Raw genomic sequence first — 20,147 nt, forward strand, 5'->3', positions numbered from 1 at the left:
TCCATCTTCCAAACCCTCATTGTCCTTACCCAGTAGAACGATTATACTAGTAGTACAGACTAATACAGGATCTAATAATGAGGTGTAACAGTTGGATACACAATCCGTCGATACATTAACGAAGCATGAGCAGATTTTGCGGCATATTGAGGACTTGAAGCTAGGAAGTCGGATTTCCGTACGCAAAATTGCCAAAAATATGGAAGTCAGCGAAGGCACAGCATACCGCGCCATTAAAGAGGCCGAGAATCAGGGACTCGTTTCAACGAAAGAACGGATCGGAACCGTTCGTGTGGAAAAGAAGCTTCGCCAGAACATTGATAAGCTGACTTTTGCCGAGGTTGTGAACATGGTGGATGGCCAGGTGCTAGGCGGAGCGAAGGGGCTGCATAAGACGCTGCATAAGTTCGTCATCGGCGCTATGGAGCAAGACGCCATGATGCGCTACATTGAGGCAGGCAGCTTACTTATTGTAGGTAACCGTAATAAAGCTCATTTGTGTGCGCTGGAGCAAGGTGCTGGCGTTCTCATTACAGGTGGATTTAACACGAGCCCAGAGGTCAAGGTTCTGGCGGATGAACTGGAACTGCCGATTATTTCAAGCAGCTATGATACTTTTACTGTCGCATCTATGATTAACCGGGCCATCTACGATCGTTTGATCAAAAAGAAAATCATGCTCGTGGAAGATATTCTCGCGTCTGGTGCAGCGCTCTTCGCCTTGAAGGCGAACAGTACATTGAAAGATTGGCAGCGCATGTCCGAGGATACGGGCTACAGCCGCTTTCCTGTTGTCGATGAGTGGAATCGGATTATCGGTGTTGTCACGTCCAAAGATATGGTTGGCGCGAGCATCCAGCAATCTGTTGATAAATTGATGACGCGCAATCCTTTAACCGTTTCGCCGCAGACATCGGTCGCATCGGCCGCCCACATGATGGTGTGGGAAGGCATTGAGCTTTTACCAGTTGTGGATACGAACCGCAAAATCGTCGGCGTGCTCAACCGCAGCGATATCTTGAAAGCTATGCAATCGATTCAGAAACAGCCGCAGAACGGTGAAACCTTTGAAGATTTGATCTGGTCAGGAATGGAAGAAGTCAGAGATGAGAAGGGCAAGCTGCAATTCCATGGGGTAATCACACCGCAGATGACGAATCATTTAGGAACAGTCTCGGAAGGGGTCCTTACGACACTTATGACGCAGGCGGCTTACCGTATCGTGCAGGAGCATAAGAAGGGGGATCTCGTCATGGATAACATGTCGACCTATTTTCTGAAGCCGCTTCAGATTGATTCCAAAATAGAAATACGACCCACCATCATTGAGGTGAGCCGTAAATTTGGCAAGATCGATGTAGAGATTTATCATGCAGGAGCGCTGGTTTCCAAGGCGATGCTAACCGCACAAGTAATTTAGCGAAGTAGACGATCAAAGTGACCATGATTGCGGATGCCAACGAAAACATTGAACACGCCGATTAATACGAGCACAGTACCGAAAATGCGTCGGAAGCTGGATTCGCTGAAGAAGAAGATCTGCGTAACCGCAATGAGTACGAGCATCAAGCCCATGCAAATGTTCATGCGTGCAGTATACAAACCCCTTTTAGCAGCATCTGGTTCACGACGTGAGCGAATGCTATAAAACAAAGTAAGCCCGAGGAATAGGCAAATAAGAATGAATAACGTCAATTGTATGGCGTACATAACGACAATCCGTCCCTTTTCGTTGAATTTACAATTAACTTTAGCGATTTTAAGAGGGGATTGCAAGATACGAGTCTATTTCATGCTATGTTTTTTTCTCTTGTGCTGTAATCCAGAGGGTTAGTTCCGTTTGAATGAGAACGATGGATTTGACCTCGACGACATATTTTTTATCATGCAGAAAGTACGTTCTTTGTGTGATGAGACGTTCGTAGAGGGGTTGAGAGTCCCGCACGAAGGTTGCCTTTTGACCGATGACGAGCTTGAGCTCCGCTTTCACATCGCCTTCGATTTCCTTTTGAATATCTTCACTGATCAGATCATCTTCATTTTTGGGCAGCCGATGAACATTGATAACATTAACTAAGGTTTGATTATTTTTGGTCTTATTCAAGCTGGCGATATCATCTTGGAGATTATCATTCTCCTCCAAAACTTTATGCAATTGCACATATAACTCGTTATAGGTGTGTTGATGAATACTCATGTACACGGCACTCCCAATGATCGCTCCCGACAACAATAATCCGAAGCTCGCAAGCAGTCTTTGGTATCGGGCAAAAGGAGGGATTCTCAAGGCTGATGCCCACCTTTGCAGATCATTTGAATAAGCGCAGTCCCGAATTGTGCCCCTGTAAATGCAACGACGATATAGACAATCTGCTTGATTGCCGGATTGAGATGGCCGATGGCCACATGACTTTCAATATAACGGATAGGATCAATGGTTCCGCCCACCGCAGCGACCATCGCCCAAATCTTGATATTTTCCGAAATGGTCAGCATTTTCTCTGTTGGAGATTGCAAGGTCAAAACGGCTGCGATGCCGCTCAACATACTGCCTCCGAATACAACCCCAAACGCAATACAGAAATACATGATAATACTTGCCCAAAAGCCAGCCATGTGCCAATCGCTTCCTTTCTACTGAGTTGGAGGACAAACTCTCTCTACTACTGTATGGGACTGGCTAGCTCCAATATGATAAAATGTAAGGAATAAATCACGAAAGAAGGGGGGAACCAGCGATGAGTTCGTTTGTACATCTGCATGTGCATAGTGAATATAGCTTATTAGACGGTGCAGCACGGATGGAGGAGCTTGTTACACAAGCGGCCAATCTGGGTATGACATCTTTAGCGTTGACAGATCATGGCGTCATGTACGGGGTGATCGCATTCTACAAAGCTTGCAAACAGCGGGGCATCAAACCAATTATTGGCTGTGAGGTTTACTTCACTTCGAGTTCCATTCGTGAAAAAGGATCGCGGCAGGAACAGCCGATTTATCACCTTATTTTGCTTGCCAAAAATTTCAAAGGTTATCAAAACTTAATGAAGCTCACGTCGATTGCACATCTACAGGGCTTTCACTATAAACCACGAATTGATTTAGAGCATTTATCCCAACACTCGGAAGGGTTGATTTGCCTCAGTTCCTGTTTAGGAAGTGAAGTTTCCCAGCATTTGCTGCATAACCGATATGACGAGGCTCGCAAAGCGGCAGAGCGTTATCGCGACATATTCGGTGACGATTTCTTTCTAGAGATTCAAGATCACGGCATGATTGAGCAGAAAAAAGTGATGGTCTCCATGCTTGAATTGAGCAAAGAGACCGGGATTCCTCTGATCGCAACGAATGATGTGCATTATGTAACAGAGCCAGATCACGTGATGCAGGACATTCTTATTTGTATAGGTACTGGCAAAACGGTAGAGGATACCGATCGGCTAAAGATGGGTACGAGTCAGATGTATTTGAAAAGTGAAGAGGAAATGCGACGCTTATTCGTCCATGTCCCAGAAGCGCTTACGAATACAGCTGTGGTCGCTTCGCGCTGTGAATTAGAACTGACATTCGGTAAGTCGATTTTACCGAGCTTCCGTCCGATCCCAGAGCAACTAACAGCTGGGGCTTATTTGGAAGAGCTGTGCAGACAAGGGCTGGAACAGCGTTACAGCAGCAAGCCAGAATGGCATGATGCAAGCCATCCGATGAAAAAACAGGCCGAGGACCGACTCGCTTACGAGCTTGGTGTCATTGCGAACATGGGCTTCTCCGATTATTTCTTAATCGTATGGGACTTTATTCGGTTCGCTCATGAGAAGCGGATTATGACAGGACCAGGCCGTGGATCCTCCGCAGGAAGCTTAGTTGCGTATGTGCTGCGTATTACGAATGTTGATCCGCTGCAATACAAGCTGCTATTCGAACGGTTTTTGAACCCCGAACGGATATCTATGCCCGATATTGATATTGATTTTAGCGATGAACGCAGGGATGAAGTTATTGATTATGTCGTTGCCAAATATGGACATGAACACGTTGCGCAGATTATTACCTTCGGAACGATGGCAGCGAAGGCTGCTGTTCGAGATGTAGGGCGAGTCCTCAATGTGCCTTATGGAGATGTGGATCGGGCGGCGAAAGCCATTCCGAATCAGCTTGGGATGACACTGAAGGAAGCACTTCAGGTTAGCTCCGATTTGAAAGGGATGGTAGCTAGACAGCCGAAGACCGCAGAATTGCTAGAGATGGCTATGCGGGTTGAGGGTATGCCGCGCCATGCTTCTACGCACGCTGCTGGTGTCGTCATTTCTCGAGAGCCACTGACGCATTACGTGCCATTGCAAGAAGGGACAACACAGACGGCGCTTACCCAATATACGATGGAGCATTTAGAGGCGATCGGGCTCCTCAAGATGGATTTCTTGGGTCTACGAACGCTTTCCATTATTGAACGAACAGTCGATTGGCTTTCTCAAATGGAAGAGGTTCAGATTAACTTCGATCTCCTTGATATGGATTCGGATGATATTACTTATGAGATGCTCAGCAGAGGGGAAACAACAGGCGTATTCCAATTGGAGTCAACAGGCTGTCGCAAGGTTCTCAAGGACTTGAAGCCTTCTGAATTCGAAGATATTATTTCCGTCTTAGCCTTGTATCGTCCGGGCCCGATGGAGTTTATTCCCAAATATATCGCAGGTAAGCACGGACAAGTGGACGTTGTTTATCCGCATCCAACGCTCGAACCCATTCTACGAGATACTTACGGCATTATCGTGTACCAAGAGCAAATCATGCAAATTGCCTCGTCAATGGCAGGTTTTAGCTTAGGAGAAGCGGATCTATTACGTAGGGCTGTTTCCAAAAAGAAGCGGGAAGTCCTCGATGAAGAACGGACACATTTCGTTTCGGGAAGTTTACGTCAAGGCTTTAACGCGGATGAGGCGAACCATGTATATGATATGATCGTACGTTTTGCCGATTACGGCTTTCCGCGTGCGCATGCAACAGCCTATGGCGTCCTTGCTTTCCAAACAGCGTATCTTAAAGCACATTATCCGATTTATTTCATGGCTTCGATGCTAACCGCCGTCATGGGGAATCATCGCAAGGTTGCTGAGTATGTGGACGAATGCAGACGAGTGAAGTTAGCTGTCTTGCCACCAGATGTGAACGGCAGTGGAACGGTGTTTACGCCGGATTCGAAAGCTGGAGCTATCCGTTTTGGATTAGCTGCTATCAAAAATGTAGGAACACAAGCCATAGATGCCATTCTTAGCGAGAGAAAGAAAGCTCCGTTTGAGAGTTTGCTTGATTTCTGTCGCAGGGTCGACCTTCGCGTAGTTAATAAAAGAGTCGTTGAATCGCTTATTCAAGGTGGAGCCTTCGATTCGCTTGGTGGTCACCGCGCCCAACATCTAGCAATTCTCGACGAAACCATCGCTTCCGCTACGAAATGGCGCAAGGAACGGGACGATCTGCAACTTCACCTTTTCGGATTCGTTGAAGAACCGAACTGGGAAGTGGAGGTGCCGAATATCCCTCCGATGCCGCAATCCAAGCAACTTGAGCTCGAGAAAGAGCTGCTCGGCATGTACATCTCTGGTCATCCTCTGGATGCCTATACGGAACAGCTGGCAGAGCTGGATGCCGTGATGCTGCATCAGTTAGCAGAGCTTCCAGATAACAGCGATGTCTTAGTAGCTGGGATGATCCTCTCGAACAAGACGATCGTCACCAAAAAAGGTGATCCGATGGCGTTCATGGAGCTCGAGGATCGTATTGATAAGGTTGAGGTGGTCTTGTTCCCCGAGACCTGGAAGAAATCGGCTCCGCTCGTGCAAAAGGGCAGACTCGTCCTCGTCCGTGCGAAGCTGCAGCTTCAGGACGAGGACCCGCCCAAGCTGCTCGCGGAGCAGCTAGCCGCGCTGGACGACCCAGAGGCCGTCCAGCGACTGCGCAGGCAGCCTGCGGCGCCAAGACGATCCCCAGACGACGTTAGGGATCGTGCCCCGCGCCCGGCTGCCCCGCAGAGCGGCGCGCGTAGCGCCGCTCCAGCACCGCAAGCGGCCCCTGCAGCGGGCCGCCCACAATCCGTCGCTGCGGAGGCGAAGCCGCAGCGCGTGTTCGTCAAGATCACGGCTGACTGTGAGCAGCCGGATAAGCTCTTGCAGCTGAAGGCGCTGCTGAAGCTGCATAAGGGCCAGCTCGCGGTTGCGCTTTTCTATGAAAGCAGCAACAAGCTCTTGGCCTTGAGCGACCAGTACCGGGTCGATCCGACCAAGGATCTTACACGGATGATCGAGACGATTATGGGCAAAGACTCTGTTCGAGTGAAATGAGAAAGTCTCAATCGAGGCCTTTCAACCACTTTGAAAAATATGAAAATATGCAATCCCCCATTTAGCTGGTGGGGTACTGCCCTAGTGCACAACTGTTGTGCGCAAGCGAGCGCAATCCGACGTGAGCACTGCCTAGCGCACAATTCTTGTGTGCAAGCGAGCGCTGCCCGACGGTGGAACTGCCCTAGCGCACAATTGTTGTGCGCAAGCGAGCGCTGCCCGACGGTGGCACTGCCCTAGCGCACAATTGTTGTGCGCAAGCGAGCGCTGCCCGACGGTGGCACTGCCCCAGCGCACAATTGTTGTGCGCAAGCGAGTGGTAAACATGACTTCCTCTGCATATGAATAGGAACCCGGCTTTTCTAATTCATATAGGCATCCCATTGCTAGGAGGAGGATTTATGACCGAACAACACATGATCCAGCTACTCCAGAAACGCGGCGTGTCCGTGGATCAAGTCTCAGAAATCGTATACAAGCTGCAGAAGCCGTATAATGATCAACTCACGATTGAAGAATGTGCAGACAGTGTTATGGCAGTACTTTCCAAACGCGAAGTGCAATATACCCTCTATACAGGGATTGCACTGGATGAATTAGCCGAGAAGAAAATGCTGCCAGAGCCGCTGCAATCGATTCTTGAGGTAGATGAACCGCTCTACGGGGTAGACGAGACGTTAGCTCTAGGGATTGTTCATGTATATGGGATGATTGGTTTAACCAGCTTCGGCTACTTAGATAAGGAAAAAATAGGAATTATTCGCGCTTTGAACGATGATCGCAACGCTGTACATGTGTTTTTAGATGATTTAATATGCGGATTAGCGGCCGCAGCCTCAGCCAGAATCGCTCACCAAAATGAGCATGCGCCTGATTATAGCTCTAAACTCCGTCTGGACTAAGCCCAAATAGTTCAGGCTTTACTTTTTTCAAGAATGTGCTCTGTTGCGGGCAAAAGTGGAATTATGCTATCATTATTGCATTGTGTGTTCCTATGCGTATAAAGGATGTTGTTATCGTCATTGCTTAGTTGCCTTAGTGGTTGTAGTTGCACGTCATAGGAGGTTTATTCATGTGGACGGTGATCTATATAGCTCCTACTGCGAAAATTGCAGAGCGGATTAAACAGAGGCTGACGGAAGAAGGTTTTCTGGTTCAGGTACGAGGCATCTCTTTATCCAAGAATCAGTTTGAAATTGTTGTTCCCGAAGGGGAGCTAGAAGAAGTACAAGAAGTGCTCAATTCTATTTTACATAGATAGTTAAAGTAGAACTAAGAAACGTGGCTTATCAGGGAATATAGATCATAGCCAAGTAGAGGTGGAAATGTGCTAAAGGATTTATTTCAAAAGCGAAAATATGCAACGATTCCTTCCGAGAGAACGAAAAGGGAGATTCCTGAGGGTTTAATGAATAAATGTCCGAAGTGTGGCACGATTCAGACGAGCAAAGAGCTTGAGAAGAATCTAAAAGTGTGTACGTCTTGCGGTTATCATTATCGTTTAAGCGCATCCGAACGAATCCAACTTACGCTCGATGAAGGTCAATTTGTAGAATTTGATGCGGATATGATCTCCGAAGATCCATTGCAGTTTCCTGATTATGTCGAGAAATTGGACAAAGCCAAGAACACAACGAAACTTCAGGACGCCATTATGACGGGTCAAGGAACAATTGGCGGATATCCGGTTATCGTTGCTGCGATGAGCTTCGATTTTATGGGAGGCTCGCTAGGTTCCGTTGTCGGTGAGAAAATGACGAGAGCCGTCGAAATTGCGATTGAGAAAAAGCTTCCGATTCTCATTTATTCCACATCTGGTGGCGCACGTATGCAAGAAAGTATTCTTAGCCTTATGCAAATGGCCAAAACAAGTGCAGCATTGTCCAAGCTCAGCGAAGATGGCGGATTATTCATATCTATTATTACAGATCCGACATTCGGCGGGGTTTCGGCGAGCTTTGCAATGCTTGGCGATATTATTATTGCAGAGCCGGCTGCTTCGTTTGGTTTTACGGGCCGTCGTGTTATCGAGCAAACGATTAAGCAAAAGCTTCCAGATAATTTCCAAACATCTGAATTCAATCTCGAGCATGGTCAGCTCGACAAGGTCGTCTGCCGTAAGGATATGAGACCGACCTTAATTAAGCTGCTCGACATGCACGGTACGAAGGAGGAGGCGACTTATGGCGGGTGAAATGCCGTTTGAACAGCCACTGGCGGAACTAAAAAGCAAAATTGCCGAACTGCGTAAATTTGGGGCAGAGAAGCAAATCGACTTTTCAGAGGAGATTCGCCGTTTGGAAGAAAGATATGCGCAATTAGAGGATGAATTGTATACAACGATGACGTCTGCGGAGAAAATGCAATTAGCACGTCATCCGCAAAGACCGACGACGATCGATTATATTCATACGATTTTTACGGATTTCATTGAGTTTCATGGTGACCGTTTATATGGTGATGATCTAGCCATCGTTGGTGGACTGGCGAAGCTGAACGGGGTACCCGTGACGGTTGTTGGTCACCAAAAAGGGAAAGATACGAAAGATAATATCGCGCGTAATTTCGGATGTCCACACCCAGAAGGGTTCCGCAAAGCGCTTCGTTTGATGCGTCAAGCTAATAAATTTAAGCGTCCCATTGTAACATTTATTGATACCAAAGGGGCATTCCCAGGGAATGCTGCGGAAGAACGCGGTCAAGGAGAAGCGATTGCCAGAAATCTACTGGAAATGGCCTCTTTTCGTGTCCCGATCATCTGTATCGTTATCGGAGAGGGCGGCAGTGGCGGCGCTCTTGCATTAGGTTTAGGCAATAAGGTGTTAATGTTGGAGAACGCGATCTATTCGGTTATTAGTCCCGAAGGCGCGGCTTCGATTCTTTATAAAGATGCTTCTAAAGCATTACACGCGGCAGAAGCTATGAAAATTACGGCTGATCACATCCTTGAACTCGGTGTCATCGATGGGATCATACCGGAGCCCAAGGGCGGCGCTCACCGGGATTTAGCAACACAAGCCGAACATATTAAATCAGCGATCTGGGAACAGCTTCAGCAACTGCTAAGTTTGAACGAACAGGAGCTGCTCGAGGACCGTTACCGGAAATTTAGAGATATCGGTCGGTTCACATTCACTCAGGAGGGTAACAGTAACCATGCGTAAAACGAAAATTGTCTGTACGATTGGACCAGCAAGCGAATCACAAGAAAATCTTAAAAAGCTTCTAGAAGCGGGCATGAACGTAGCTCGTCTTAATTTCTCCCATGGAGATTTTGAAGAGCACGGTGCACGTATCCGCAACCTTCGCGCTGCATCCGCCGAGACTGGTAAAATAGCTGCTATCTTGCTAGATACCAAAGGACCGGAAATCCGTACAGGTAAGCTAAAAGAAGAGCCAATTGAGCTTGTGCAGGACAAGCATATTATTTTGACAACAGAAGAAATTCTAGGGGACACAGACCGTATCTCCGTTACGTATTCAGATCTGCCGCGTGACGTTAAAGTGGGGTCCACAATTCTGATCGATGATGGCTTGATTGGTCTTACAGTTGTTGATATTCGTGGAACAGAGATCGAGTGCCGTATCGTCAATGGCGGAACGATTAAAAGTAAAAAAGGTGTTAACGTACCAGGCGTGAAAATCAGCCTTCCAGGTATCACAGAAAAAGATGCGAATGATATCGTGTTCGGTATCGAACAAGGTGTAGATTTCATCGCAGCTTCTTTCGTGCGTAAAGCAAGTGATGTCATGGAAATTCGTGAGTTGCTGGAGCGTCACAACGCTTCGCATATCCAAATCATCTCCAAAATCGAAAACCAAGAAGGCGTTGACAACCTTGACGAAATTCTTGAAGTTTCCGACGGTTTGATGGTTGCTCGTGGAGATCTTGGTGTTGAGATTCCAGCTGAAGACGTACCAGTTGTTCAAAAGCAAATGATCAAAAAGTGTAACATCGTTGGTAAACCCGTTATTACGGCTACAATGATGCTCGATTCCATGCAACGTAACCCGCGTCCTACACGTGCTGAAGCAAGTGACGTAGCGAATGCGGTATTCGATGGAACGGATGCAGTGATGTTGTCCGGTGAGACAGCAGCTGGGAAATACCCAGTTGAATCCGTTGAAACGATGGCTCGTATTGCTGAGCGTGCAGAAGCGGCTTTGGAATATAAAGAAATTTTCCTTCGTCAAGCACAAGCGCAACAAGTAACGGTCACAGAAGCGATCTCACAAGCAGTAGCGAACTCCGCGCTAGAGCTTGGTGCAAAAGCGATTCTGACGGCAACAGAAAGTGGTTACACAGCGCGTATGGTATCCAAATACCGTCCGAAATCTCCAATTATCGCGGTTACGCCAAGTGAGCAAGTGATTCGTCGTTTATCCCTCGTTTGGGGTGTTATTCCAGTGTTGGGTACACAAGCGAAAACAACGGATGAGCTATTTAACCTAGCGGTAGACAGCTCCATCAAAACAGGTATCGTTTCCCTTGGCGATATCGTTGTCATCACAGCAGGTGTGCCAGTTGGGCGCTCTGGAACAACGAACCTAATCAAGGTTCATCACGTTGGAGAGATGATTGCCAAAGGAACAGGCATCGGGATGCAAACTGCTACAGGTACTGTTGTAACGGCACGTACACCTGAAGAAGCTCTAGCGAAGATGGTAGATGGAGCTGTGCTTGTTACAGTTTCAACAGACAAAGAGTACATGCCGGCTGTTCAAAGAGCAGCTGCCTTGATTACCGAAGTGGGCGGCATCACGTCTCACGCGGCAGTCGTTGCACTTAGCCTTGGGATTCCAGTCATCGTAGGTGTGGAAAATGCAGTAGAACTTATTAAAGACGGTACAGAAGTTTCCATTTACCCAGAAGTAGGCGTTATCTACTCAGGTCAAGCGAGCGTTCTGTAAGTGAATTAATAACGAAGAGTGAAGCGAGAGTACGACCTTGCTTCACTCTTTTTTTGCGTCTGCAGCGCCAAATTTAAAGCTGTGCACGACCTATGATATAATGAAGGTACAAATGGTTATCAGGAGGAACAGCATGACTCAGGAACGGTGGCATCAACAACAGCTGCGTGTGCGATATCAAGAGACGGACCAAATGGGGGTTGTGTACCATGCCAATTATTTGACTTGGTTCGAAATCGGCCGTACAGAGCTTATACGATCCTTAGGTTATCCCTATCGTAAAATTGAGGAAATGGGCCTCTTGCTCCCCGTTACAGAAGCGGATCTCAAGTTCAAAAAGCCAGCGAGATACGATGATCTCGTGGGAATTTACACACGAGTGTCACAAACAAGCAGCGTAAGGCTACAATTCACGTATGAAATTCGTAGAATAAACGACAATTCCACCGAAGAATTACTGGTAACTGGCACATCTGGTCATGTTTGGGTGAATCCTTCTTGGAGGCCAGTACGTATAGAGAAGGAAGCTCCAGAATTGTGGCAGCTTATTGCGAAGTATACTGATGACGGAGGCTAAACTTATGTTTCGATGGATTATTGCTATTCTTATTCTTGTACCTGCCGTAGAAATAACGATGTTGATTATGCTTGGACATCTGGTCGGAGGTTGGATGACCTTCCTGTTAATCATAGCGAGTGGTTTCTTAGGTGCTTATTTTGCGAAACGCGAGGGACGCAAGGTGATGGAGTATGCGAAGTTCGAGTGGTCGCAGGGGCAGCTGCCAGCGCAGCAAATCCTCGATGGAATATGTATTTTCCTAGGAGGAGTTTTGCTCATTACACCTGGATTCATTACGGATATTCTAGGTTTCCTACTCGTCTTTCCGTACACAAGACCGATTTTCAAGGTGCTATTGCTGGCCATTATTCGCAAACAAATCGGCAAAGGCAACATGCACATTATCAATCGCAGATAAGCAAAAAGTAGACGAAAGGCTCGGTCATCCTCCTATTCAGGAGGTGCCGAGCCTTTGTGTATGTATGCTGCGATATCATGGAAAATTCGTGCCCGATAGAAGGCGGTAATTAGAATAAGGGATACAGGTCCAACGATGAGTCCCAGTAGCCCGAATAGTTTTAACCCTACGAACATGGCAATCAATGTAGCAAGTGGATCTAGGCCTACTGAGGAGGCTAATACCTTAGGCTCCATAATTTGCCGCGCGATCACGATAACGCCATACAGGACACTGAGACCAATACCAAGCATGATATTACCTTGAGCGAAGAAAACGTAGAGGATCCATGGCACCATCACTGCGCCTGTTCCCAGATAGGGCATCAGGTCAGCTAAACCTGTTAATAAGCCGATGGTAATTGCATAATCAACTCGGAGAATTAGCAAGCCGATAATCACGACAAGTGCAGTAAGTGAAACGAGAATCAACTGAGCCCTCATATAACCGAACAAGGCTTTCTGTAGATCCGTTCGGATCAATTTAGTCGTTTTAACAATCACGTCAGAGAAGATGCCCTTATAGCGTTTGATGAGACCGTACCAGTCTTTACTGATGAAAAAAGTGGCTAACATGACGATAATCGTGATCGTCGCGATATTAGGTAGTGATGTCAGGAAAGCTTTGAGTGCGGCAAACGTATAGGTGATGACCAATTTACTAACGTCGGCAATAGAACCGGCAGTCGAGGAGAGATTGGTGTTAACAGTCTCCTGATATTTTGGATTATTCTCAAAAAACTCATTCACGCGTTCAATCCATTGCTGGAAAGTGACTGAATTAATGAATACATTAAATTCTTCGACCCACCGGTTGATTTGAAGTTGAATCGTATCCGCGAGGGAGCCAAGTTCCACGACAATATTGGCGACAAGCAAGGTGATGATCGTCACCATCGCACCTAAGAATAGGAGCATGGATAACGAAACGGAGAGCCACCTCGGCAGCTTTAATTTGAATTGAAAGAAATTAACTAACGGATTAAGCATAAGCGCGATAATCCAGCCAAAAATAAAAGGGTAAATGAGTGGAATGATATAGTAAAAGGCAATGGCTACTACAAAGAGAATTATGGCCACCCATATGCCTCTGAAAATTTGGTGAACCAGTCGCGGATTTAGGATACCCATGGTAGGAAACACTCCTTGTTTCAAGTCAATTATATTGTAACATGAACATGGATAAATACGGAAATATCATGATCTTTACAAAATCTTAATATATTGAAATGCGGGGAATTGGATTGTCGCCTCCCTAATACGCATAGTACAATGAAGATATTAGATCACTAAAAATGGAAAAATACTGGAGGATTTATGAGTATTGCGCGCGAACCAGAACTGAAAGATGTTAAAGAACTCAAGGAACTCAAAGAAGTCAAAGAAGTCAAAGAGATTTCAACCAAGTACTTAAATCGTGATTTGAGCTGGATCGAGTTCAATTGGCGTGTGCTTGAGGAAGCGCAGGATGCGAGTACACCACTGCTAGAGCGTGTGAAATTTCTGTCGATCGTATCGAGCAACCTCGATGAATTCATGAGTGTTCGTGTCGCAGGACTCAAGGATCAGATTAAGGCTGGCTATACCAAAAAAGATTTCACCGGCTACACACCGGCAGGACTCATCAAACGCATTATGAAGCGCACGGCGAAAATGGTGACAGAGCAGTATAAAACATATCGAGAAGTGACGCGGCTTTTGATGAAGGAAGGCATTGTATTTACCGAGTATGAGGATCTAAACACGTCTCAGAAAAAAGCTATGGATGCCTACTATCATGACATTATATTCCCTGTATTGACGCCGATGGCAGTCGATCAGAGCCGTCCTTTTCCACTTGTACATAATCAGTCTTTATACTTGGCCGTTCTACTAGTGCGTGAGGGAGAAGACTTGGATGAGGAGCCTTATTTCGCAATCGTACAAATTCCTAGTAACTTAGCTCGCTGCATACCTGTTCCAACCCGTTCCAATAGTAAAAAGACAGAATTTATTCTGCTGGAGGAACTAATTGAGCATCACATTCAGTCGCTATTCAGCGGGTATACTCCGATTTCTGTGCATGGCTTCCGTGTCACGCGAAATGCGGATCTAACGCTTAACGAAGAAGGCGCGGAGGATTTGCTGGAAGAGATCGAAAAGGAGCTTAGACGCAGACGCTGGGGCTCTCCTGTGAGGTTAGAGGTACAAGAGGGAATTCATCCCTACGCGCTTGCCCAATTGCAGGATGAGTTTGAGATTGAAGAGCAAATTTTTGAAATCGACGGTCCTTTAGATATTACTTATTTTATGAAGCTCGCAAGTTCGTTGAATGGCTTTGAAAATCTGCGTTACCCGCGCGTGGTGGCCAAATACCCGATTGAGTTTGAGGATGAAACTGACTTTTTCAGCATTCTCAAAATGAAAGATGTCCTCGTTCACCATCCGTACGAGACCTTTGATGCTGTGACAGACTTTATCGTCCATGCCGCTTATGATCCGCACGTATTAGCCATCAAGATGACCTTGTACAGGGCGAGTGGTAAATCGCCGATTATTCAGGCATTGGCTAGAGCGGCTGAATCCGGTAAACAGGTGACGGTAGTTGTCGAACTGAAAGCAAGATTCGATGAAGAACGAAATATTGCTTGGGCTAGAATGCTGGAGAAATCGGGTTGCCACGTTGTTTACGGGCTAGTCGGACTCAAAACGCATGCCAAAATCACACTTGTCGTTCGACAGGAAGAGCATACGCTTCGTCGTTATGTTCATGTCGGAACAGGTAACTACAATGACAGTACGGCGCGGCTCTATACGGATGTAGGCTTGTTCACGTCCAACAGTGTGATTGGAGAAGATGCTTCTGCGCTTTTCAACGAAATTACGGGCTATTCTGCCCCTCATGATTGGCAATCCTTCGCTGTCGCTCCAACGGACTTGAAAGATAAATTGTTTGAGCTCATCGCACGTGAATCGGAGCATGCCAGAGCTGGTCGTCCAGCTCGGATTATTGCCAAAATGAACTCGCTATCGAATCAAGAAATGGTGGATGCGTTATACGCGGCGTCACAAGCTGGCGTGAAGATCGAACTCATCATTCGAGGTGTCTGTTGCTTGAGGCCAGGTGTGCCTGGTCTAAGTGAGAATATTACCGTTCGGAGTATTGTAGACCGATTCCTGGAACATTCGCGGATTTATTATTTCGAAAATGGGGGACATGTCGATGTCTATCTGTCTTCGGCAGATTGGATGACGCGTAATTTAACTCGGCGAATTGAGTTGATGTGCCCGGTTTTGGACCGAGATATGAAGAAAATGATGATTCAAATTCTAAACGTGACACTTCATGATAATGTCAAAGCGAGAGAGCTCATGCCCAATGGGATGTATACGCGCATAAAAAATGAACTGACCCCTTATCGGAGCCAGTTCGAGGCGATGCGGATTACTTCATGGAAAAAACTTCGGTTTGAATCTTAAGTTTAATGCCCCAGATTTTATCGAAATCTTTGGTGAATGTGTTCAGCTCCTTGAGTTCCAAAAAAGGGTTGTGCGCACAAAGCAGATTAAGATTCATTGACGAATCATTGAGCTGGATACGGATGTCCGTTTGAATGGGCTGTGTTTCGCTGGCATCCATGGCCATGGCCAGCTTAAGGATGGCACCTAGCTTGATGATTAAAGTAACATCGGATTCCAGTAATAGGTCCTTGTAAACAAGTGCCTGCTGCTGGGTCCGATTTTTTGTTTTAAATGTGGCGATAAGAGAAGCGATGACAATCTCCCGATGACTGAGGCCGTCAATATGTGCTTCTTGAATCATATATTCGGTGTGCTTCAAGTACTGGTAATAATGGACGCTCACACCAATTCGGTACAAAAGAGCAGCTGTGTGCAGCAACAGTCTGCCGCGTGCTTCTAAATCTGTCGATGGCGCTAGCGAATCGTAAAGTTGCATGGCTAAGTTATCAACATGCCGAACATGTGCGACAGCTGCATTTGGGTGGAGTGTCAGTATATTCTGAATGCTGGCTTCCAAAACGTTTGCTTTCACCGGTTGCTTCGGATTATAAGTTGCAAAGAAAAGTCCGTCGCGTAAGCCAGATCCACTGATGAAACAAGATGAGGATTTCGCGGCTTCGAAGATCGTCTCTAGAATAAGCAGGCCAGGCACAATAATATCGACTCGTTCTTTGGCGAGGCCATCGATTTTTTTCCTTTTTTCAATAGTTAATGTGGATAAAAGTATCGAAAATTCTTGAAGCTCACCGGGCTTCATGACGTAATTGTGAGCCAGTTGGAGCGGGTAATTATTTCGCTTTCGGCTCATTTTGCCAAGTGTACGGATGGTCCCACCTAGTCCAACCATAGGAAGATTGGGGGATTGCATAATCCATGGCTGAGAAGCGATGGCCTCATGTACCATTTTGCGTATATCAGCCATCTCTTGATCTGTTAAATTAGTGCCCTTCATAAATTGACGAGTGGTATTCACCGCTCCGAAAGGAAAAGAAACACTTTGGACTAACTCCCGATCCCTTACTAAAGAGACTTCCGTGCTTCCGCCACCAATGTCAATAATCATGCCATTGCGGATATCCATGGAGTTAATGACCCCTAAATAACCGTAACGAGCCTCCTCATAGCCGCTAAGAACCTCGATCGTGAGCCCTGTTTGTTCCTCTAGAATACGTACGATTTCTGACGTGTTGACAGCGTTTCGAACTGCGGCAGTAGCAACGGCTCGAACGGTCGTAACAAATTGAGACTGGCATAACCTGGCATAGTGGGTTAAGATAGGAACGATTGAAATAATATCTTTGTTATGTAAGATGCCATCAGGACCCATTCGTTCGCTAAGTCTTGCGGAATCTTTATGTTCACTTACGACCCGATAAGCTCCATGGGCATTTATTTCATAAATGACAAGTCGGATGGAGTTGGATCCGATATCGATGATGCCAATCCTAGTTGCAAGGTTGCTCATTGTGTCGCTCCTTTTTAACTTAATTCACGGATTCATTCCTTACATTGTATCAATCTCGCACAAGGTCTACAAATTTTTCCGCGCACACTGCATAATTCGAGGAAATTAACAAAAACTTGTATCGTGCGTTTGGAAATAGTGTACGAAAAATGGTGTGAAAATTCCGCCAAAAAGAATTTCTATGGTAGTGATAATTTACTTCTATGACCTCTTTTGTTCACTTACCAAGTAAAATACTTTATTATTAAGAGTAGAAAACAGCAATATTATGCTAATAGAGTAGCTAAGGAGAGATTCCCATGTCTGCAACCAAAGGTTTAGAAGGAATTGTAGCCACAACCTCGTCGATCAGCTCCATTGTAGATGGTGTGCTTACGTATCGCGGGATTGATATTGATGACCTCGCAGAAAATGCGACTTTTGAAGAAGTTATTTACTTACTTTGGTTCGGTAAATTGCCTACTCAAGCTGAACTTGAGAAATTGCAAAGCGACCTGAACGCATACAGCAAAGTACCAGACGCGGTAATTGATCTTATTCGTGCATTCCCGAAAGATGTGAATTCCATGGCTGCGCTTCGTACAGCAGTTTCTGCACTTGCCCTGTACGATGCCGAAGCAAATGATTCAAGTTCGGAATCCAATGTGCGTAAAGCTATCAAATTGCAAGCACAAATTCCTGCTATTATCGCGGCATTCGCACGCATTCGTGAAGGCAAAGAGCCAGTAGCTTCCCCAGGATATTCTTCTGTAGCTGCTAACTTCTTGTTCCAATTGACGGGTAACGAGCCAGATAAAGTTGCAATCGAAGCGTTGGACAAAGCATTAGTACTGCATGCTGACCACGAGTTGAATGCATCGACATTTGCTGCGCGTGTAACTGTTGCAACGCTGACAGATATCTACTCGGGTATTACTTCCGCAATCGGCACACTCAAAGGACCTCTTCACGGTGGTGCTAACGAAGCGGTAATGGTAATGCTAGAAGAGATCGGTACTGTTGAGAACGTTGTTCCTTACATTAACGGTAAATTAGAGCGCAAGGACAAAATCATGGGCTTCGGTCACCGCGTATACAAAAACGGCGATCCTCGTGCAAAGCACTTGCAAAAAATGTCTTATGAGCTTGGCAAATTGACAGGTAACCTGAAATGGTACGAAATGTCCATTAAAGCAGACGAGTTGGTAACAGGTCTTAAAGGTTTGAAACCAAACGTTGACTTCTACTCGGCATCCGTATACACGACGCTAGAAATCCCGCGTGACTTGTTTACGCCGATCTTCGCGATCTCCCGTACATCCGGTTGGGCAGCTCATATTCTTGAGCAGTACGAAAACAACCGCTTGATCCGCCCTCGCGCAGAGTACACAGGTCCAGTTAACCAAAAATATATCCCAATTGGCCAACGCTAATTGTTAGTTCATTAAGCTCAAGGTGCGGGCGTTTGGTACTGAGCCCCAGTTAATTGGGGGAGTACTGTAACTCCCGTCACTTTTTGTGTGCCTAGCTATGCACAGCATATAGAAAAGAAATCATTTTCATACAAATTTGAGGAGGAACTATTAATCATGCCACAATTCGAAAACTACGAGCTACCAACAGAAGGACAAAAAATCACGATCGAAAACGGTGTACTTCAAGTCCCTAACAACCCAATTATCCCTTTCATCGAGGGTGACGGTACAGGTCCTGACATCTGGGCAGCTTCCGTACGCGTTCTAGATGCTGCTGTTGAGAAAGCATACAAAGGCGAAAAGAAAATCGCTTGGTACGAAGTATACGCTGGTGAGAAAGCATTCAACAAATTCAACAGCTGGTTGCCTAACGATACGTTAACAGCTATGAAAGAATATATCGTGTCCATCAAAGGACCTCTAACTACACCAATCGGTGGCGGTATCCGTTCCCTGAACGTGGCACTTCGTCAAGAGCTTGATCTTTACGTATGTTCCCGTCCAGTTCGTTACTTCGATGGCGTTCCATCCCCAGTTAAACGTCCTGAGCTGGTTGACATGGTTATTTTCCGTGAAAACACAGAAGATATCTACGCAGGTATCGAGTGGGAAGCTGGTTCTGAAGCAGTTAAGAAAGTAATCTCCTTCTTGCAAAACGAAATGGGCGTTAACAAAATCCGTTTCCCAGAAACTTCAGGTATCGGTGTTAAACCAGTATCCTCCGAAGGTACAGAGCGTTTGGTTCGCGCAGCTATCGAGTACGCAATCAAACATGGCCGCAAAACGTTAACATTGGTTCACAAAGGTAACATCATGAAGTTCACAGAAGGCGCGTTCAAAAACTGGGGTTATGAGTTGGCAGAGCGTGAATATGCTGATAAAACATTTACATGGGCACAATATGACCGTATCAAAGAAGCAGAAGGCGCAGAAGCTGCAAACAAAGCACAAAAAGACGCTGAAGCTGCTGGCAAAATCATCGTAAAAGATGCGATCGCTGACATCGCGCTTCAACAAGTATTGACTCGTCCTACTGATTTCGACGTAATCGCTACATTGAACTTGAACGGTGACTACCTGTCTGATGCACTAGCTGCACAAGTTGGTGGTATCGGTATCGCTCCAGGAGCTAACATCAACTACTTGACTGGTCATGCAATCTTCGAAGCAACTCACGGTACAGCTCCTAAGTACGCTGGTCTTGATGTTGTTAACCCAGGTTCCGTAATCCTTTCCGGCGTTATGTTGCTTGAGCACCTTGGTTGGTTGGAAGCAGCTGAGCTGATCTACAAAGGCTTGGAAACATCCATCAATAACAAAACAGTTACTTATGACTTCGCACGTTTGATGGAAGGCGCGAAAGAAATTAAGTGCTCCGAGTTCGCAAACGAAATCATCAAAAACATGGCTTAATTCGTAATTCGTACCTATCGTTGAGTTAGACAAAAGATTATGAGGAG

At 46.1% G+C, this 20,147-nt stretch carries 17 protein-coding genes; 12 read left to right on the forward strand and 5 right to left on the reverse strand.

All coding sequences use genetic code 11. The features are described from left to right. The first annotated feature begins 91 nt into the window (after positions 1–91). Positions 92–1,420, forward strand: a complete 1,329-nt coding sequence (locus tag HQN88_RS11975) for a DRTGG domain-containing protein (RefSeq protein WP_173111445.1) — start codon at positions 92–94, stop codon at positions 1,418–1,420. On the opposite strand, the gene HQN88_RS11980 is transcribed toward HQN88_RS11975, so the two are convergent. The 3 genes from HQN88_RS11980 to HQN88_RS11990 all read right to left on the reverse strand — a co-directional run bounded on the left by HQN88_RS11980 (position 1,417) and on the right by HQN88_RS11990 (position 2,616). After that, positions 1,417–1,710 carry a YtpI family protein gene (locus HQN88_RS11980; protein WP_173111448.1) on the reverse strand — a complete coding sequence of 98 codons (294 nt, stop codon included), beginning with the start codon at positions 1,708–1,710 and terminating at the stop codon, positions 1,417–1,419. The two genes, HQN88_RS11975 and HQN88_RS11980, sit on opposite strands and share 4 nt — an antisense overlap. Before the next feature lie 85 nt (positions 1,711–1,795). Beyond that, complete coding sequence (locus HQN88_RS11985) at positions 1,796–2,197, reverse strand: sporulation membrane protein YtrI (protein ID WP_173111451.1); 402 nt, start codon at positions 2,195–2,197, stop codon at positions 1,796–1,798. A gap of 86 nt (positions 2,198–2,283) precedes the next feature. After that, positions 2,284–2,616 carry a YtrH family sporulation protein gene (locus tag HQN88_RS11990; RefSeq protein ID WP_056624073.1) on the reverse strand — a complete coding sequence of 111 codons (333 nt, stop codon included), beginning with the start codon at positions 2,614–2,616 and terminating at the stop codon, positions 2,284–2,286. A 122-nt stretch (positions 2,617–2,738) separates the two neighbouring features. Between HQN88_RS11990 and HQN88_RS11995 the strand changes: the two genes are divergently transcribed. From HQN88_RS11995 to HQN88_RS12030, 8 genes are all read left to right on the forward strand, one after another. Then, positions 2,739–6,341 (forward strand): DNA polymerase III subunit alpha, encoded by a 3,603-nt coding sequence (locus tag HQN88_RS11995; protein WP_173111454.1) that lies wholly within the window; start codon positions 2,739–2,741, stop codon positions 6,339–6,341. A gap of 401 nt (positions 6,342–6,742) precedes the next feature. Next, positions 6,743–7,243, forward strand: a complete 501-nt coding sequence (locus HQN88_RS12000) for a phosphatidylglycerophosphatase A family protein (protein WP_173111457.1) — start codon at positions 6,743–6,745, stop codon at positions 7,241–7,243. Between the two features lie 170 nt (positions 7,244–7,413). After that, a complete protein-coding gene (locus tag HQN88_RS12005; RefSeq protein ID WP_028554922.1) occupies positions 7,414–7,602 on the forward strand; it encodes a hypothetical protein in 189 nt (62 codons plus the stop codon). Positions 7,603–7,668: 66 nt separating this feature from the next. Continuing rightward, positions 7,669–8,535 carry an acetyl-CoA carboxylase, carboxyltransferase subunit beta gene (gene accD, locus HQN88_RS12010; protein ID WP_173111460.1) on the forward strand — a complete coding sequence of 289 codons (867 nt, stop codon included), beginning with the start codon at positions 7,669–7,671 and terminating at the stop codon, positions 8,533–8,535. After that, a complete protein-coding gene (locus HQN88_RS12015) occupies positions 8,525–9,505 on the forward strand; it encodes an acetyl-CoA carboxylase carboxyltransferase subunit alpha (protein WP_173111463.1) in 981 nt (326 codons plus the stop codon). Before accD ends, HQN88_RS12015 begins: the two co-directional genes overlap by 11 nt. Beyond that, positions 9,498–11,252, forward strand: coding sequence for a pyruvate kinase (pyk, locus tag HQN88_RS12020; protein WP_173111466.1), 1,755 nt, complete (start codon positions 9,498–9,500; stop codon positions 11,250–11,252). The genes HQN88_RS12015 and pyk overlap by 8 nt, the downstream gene beginning before the upstream one ends. 133 nt (positions 11,253–11,385) lie before the next feature. Then, positions 11,386–11,829: an acyl-CoA thioesterase gene (locus HQN88_RS12025; RefSeq protein WP_173111468.1), complete on the forward strand. Its 444-nt coding sequence runs from the start codon at positions 11,386–11,388 to the stop codon at positions 11,827–11,829. Positions 11,830–11,833: 4 nt separating this feature from the next. Further along, positions 11,834–12,229, forward strand: coding sequence for an FxsA family protein (locus HQN88_RS12030; RefSeq protein ID WP_173111471.1), 396 nt, complete (start codon positions 11,834–11,836; stop codon positions 12,227–12,229). Between the two features lie 32 nt (positions 12,230–12,261). Here HQN88_RS12030 and ytvI read toward each other — a convergent pair whose 3' ends face one another. Next, positions 12,262–13,398, reverse strand: coding sequence for a sporulation integral membrane protein YtvI (gene ytvI / locus HQN88_RS12035; RefSeq protein WP_173111474.1), 1,137 nt, complete (start codon positions 13,396–13,398; stop codon positions 12,262–12,264). A 186-nt stretch (positions 13,399–13,584) separates the two neighbouring features. On the opposite strand from ytvI, the gene HQN88_RS12040 reads away from it, so the two are divergent. Further along, positions 13,585–15,726 (forward strand): RNA degradosome polyphosphate kinase, encoded by a 2,142-nt coding sequence (locus HQN88_RS12040; RefSeq protein ID WP_173111477.1) that lies wholly within the window; start codon positions 13,585–13,587, stop codon positions 15,724–15,726. Here the strand turns inward: HQN88_RS12040 and HQN88_RS12045 are convergent. Continuing rightward, on the reverse strand, positions 15,692–17,233 hold the full coding sequence (locus HQN88_RS12045) for a Ppx/GppA phosphatase family protein (RefSeq protein WP_173111480.1): 1,542 nt from the start codon (positions 17,231–17,233) through the stop codon (positions 15,692–15,694). The two genes, HQN88_RS12040 and HQN88_RS12045, sit on opposite strands and share 35 nt — an antisense overlap. 299 nt (positions 17,234–17,532) lie before the next feature. On the opposite strand from HQN88_RS12045, the gene citZ reads away from it, so the two are divergent. Continuing rightward, positions 17,533–18,645 (forward strand): citrate synthase, encoded by a 1,113-nt coding sequence (gene citZ, locus HQN88_RS12050; protein ID WP_056624039.1) that lies wholly within the window; start codon positions 17,533–17,535, stop codon positions 18,643–18,645. 156 nt (positions 18,646–18,801) lie between these two features. Next, complete coding sequence (icd, locus tag HQN88_RS12055; RefSeq protein ID WP_056624036.1) at positions 18,802–20,100, forward strand: NADP-dependent isocitrate dehydrogenase; 1,299 nt, start codon at positions 18,802–18,804, stop codon at positions 20,098–20,100. Positions 20,101–20,147 lie beyond the last annotated feature (47 nt).

It is taken from the genome of Paenibacillus qinlingensis (assembly GCF_013204845.1).
In the GTDB taxonomy this organism is placed as follows: domain Bacteria; phylum Bacillota; class Bacilli; order Paenibacillales; family NBRC-103111; genus Paenibacillus_E; species Paenibacillus_E qinlingensis.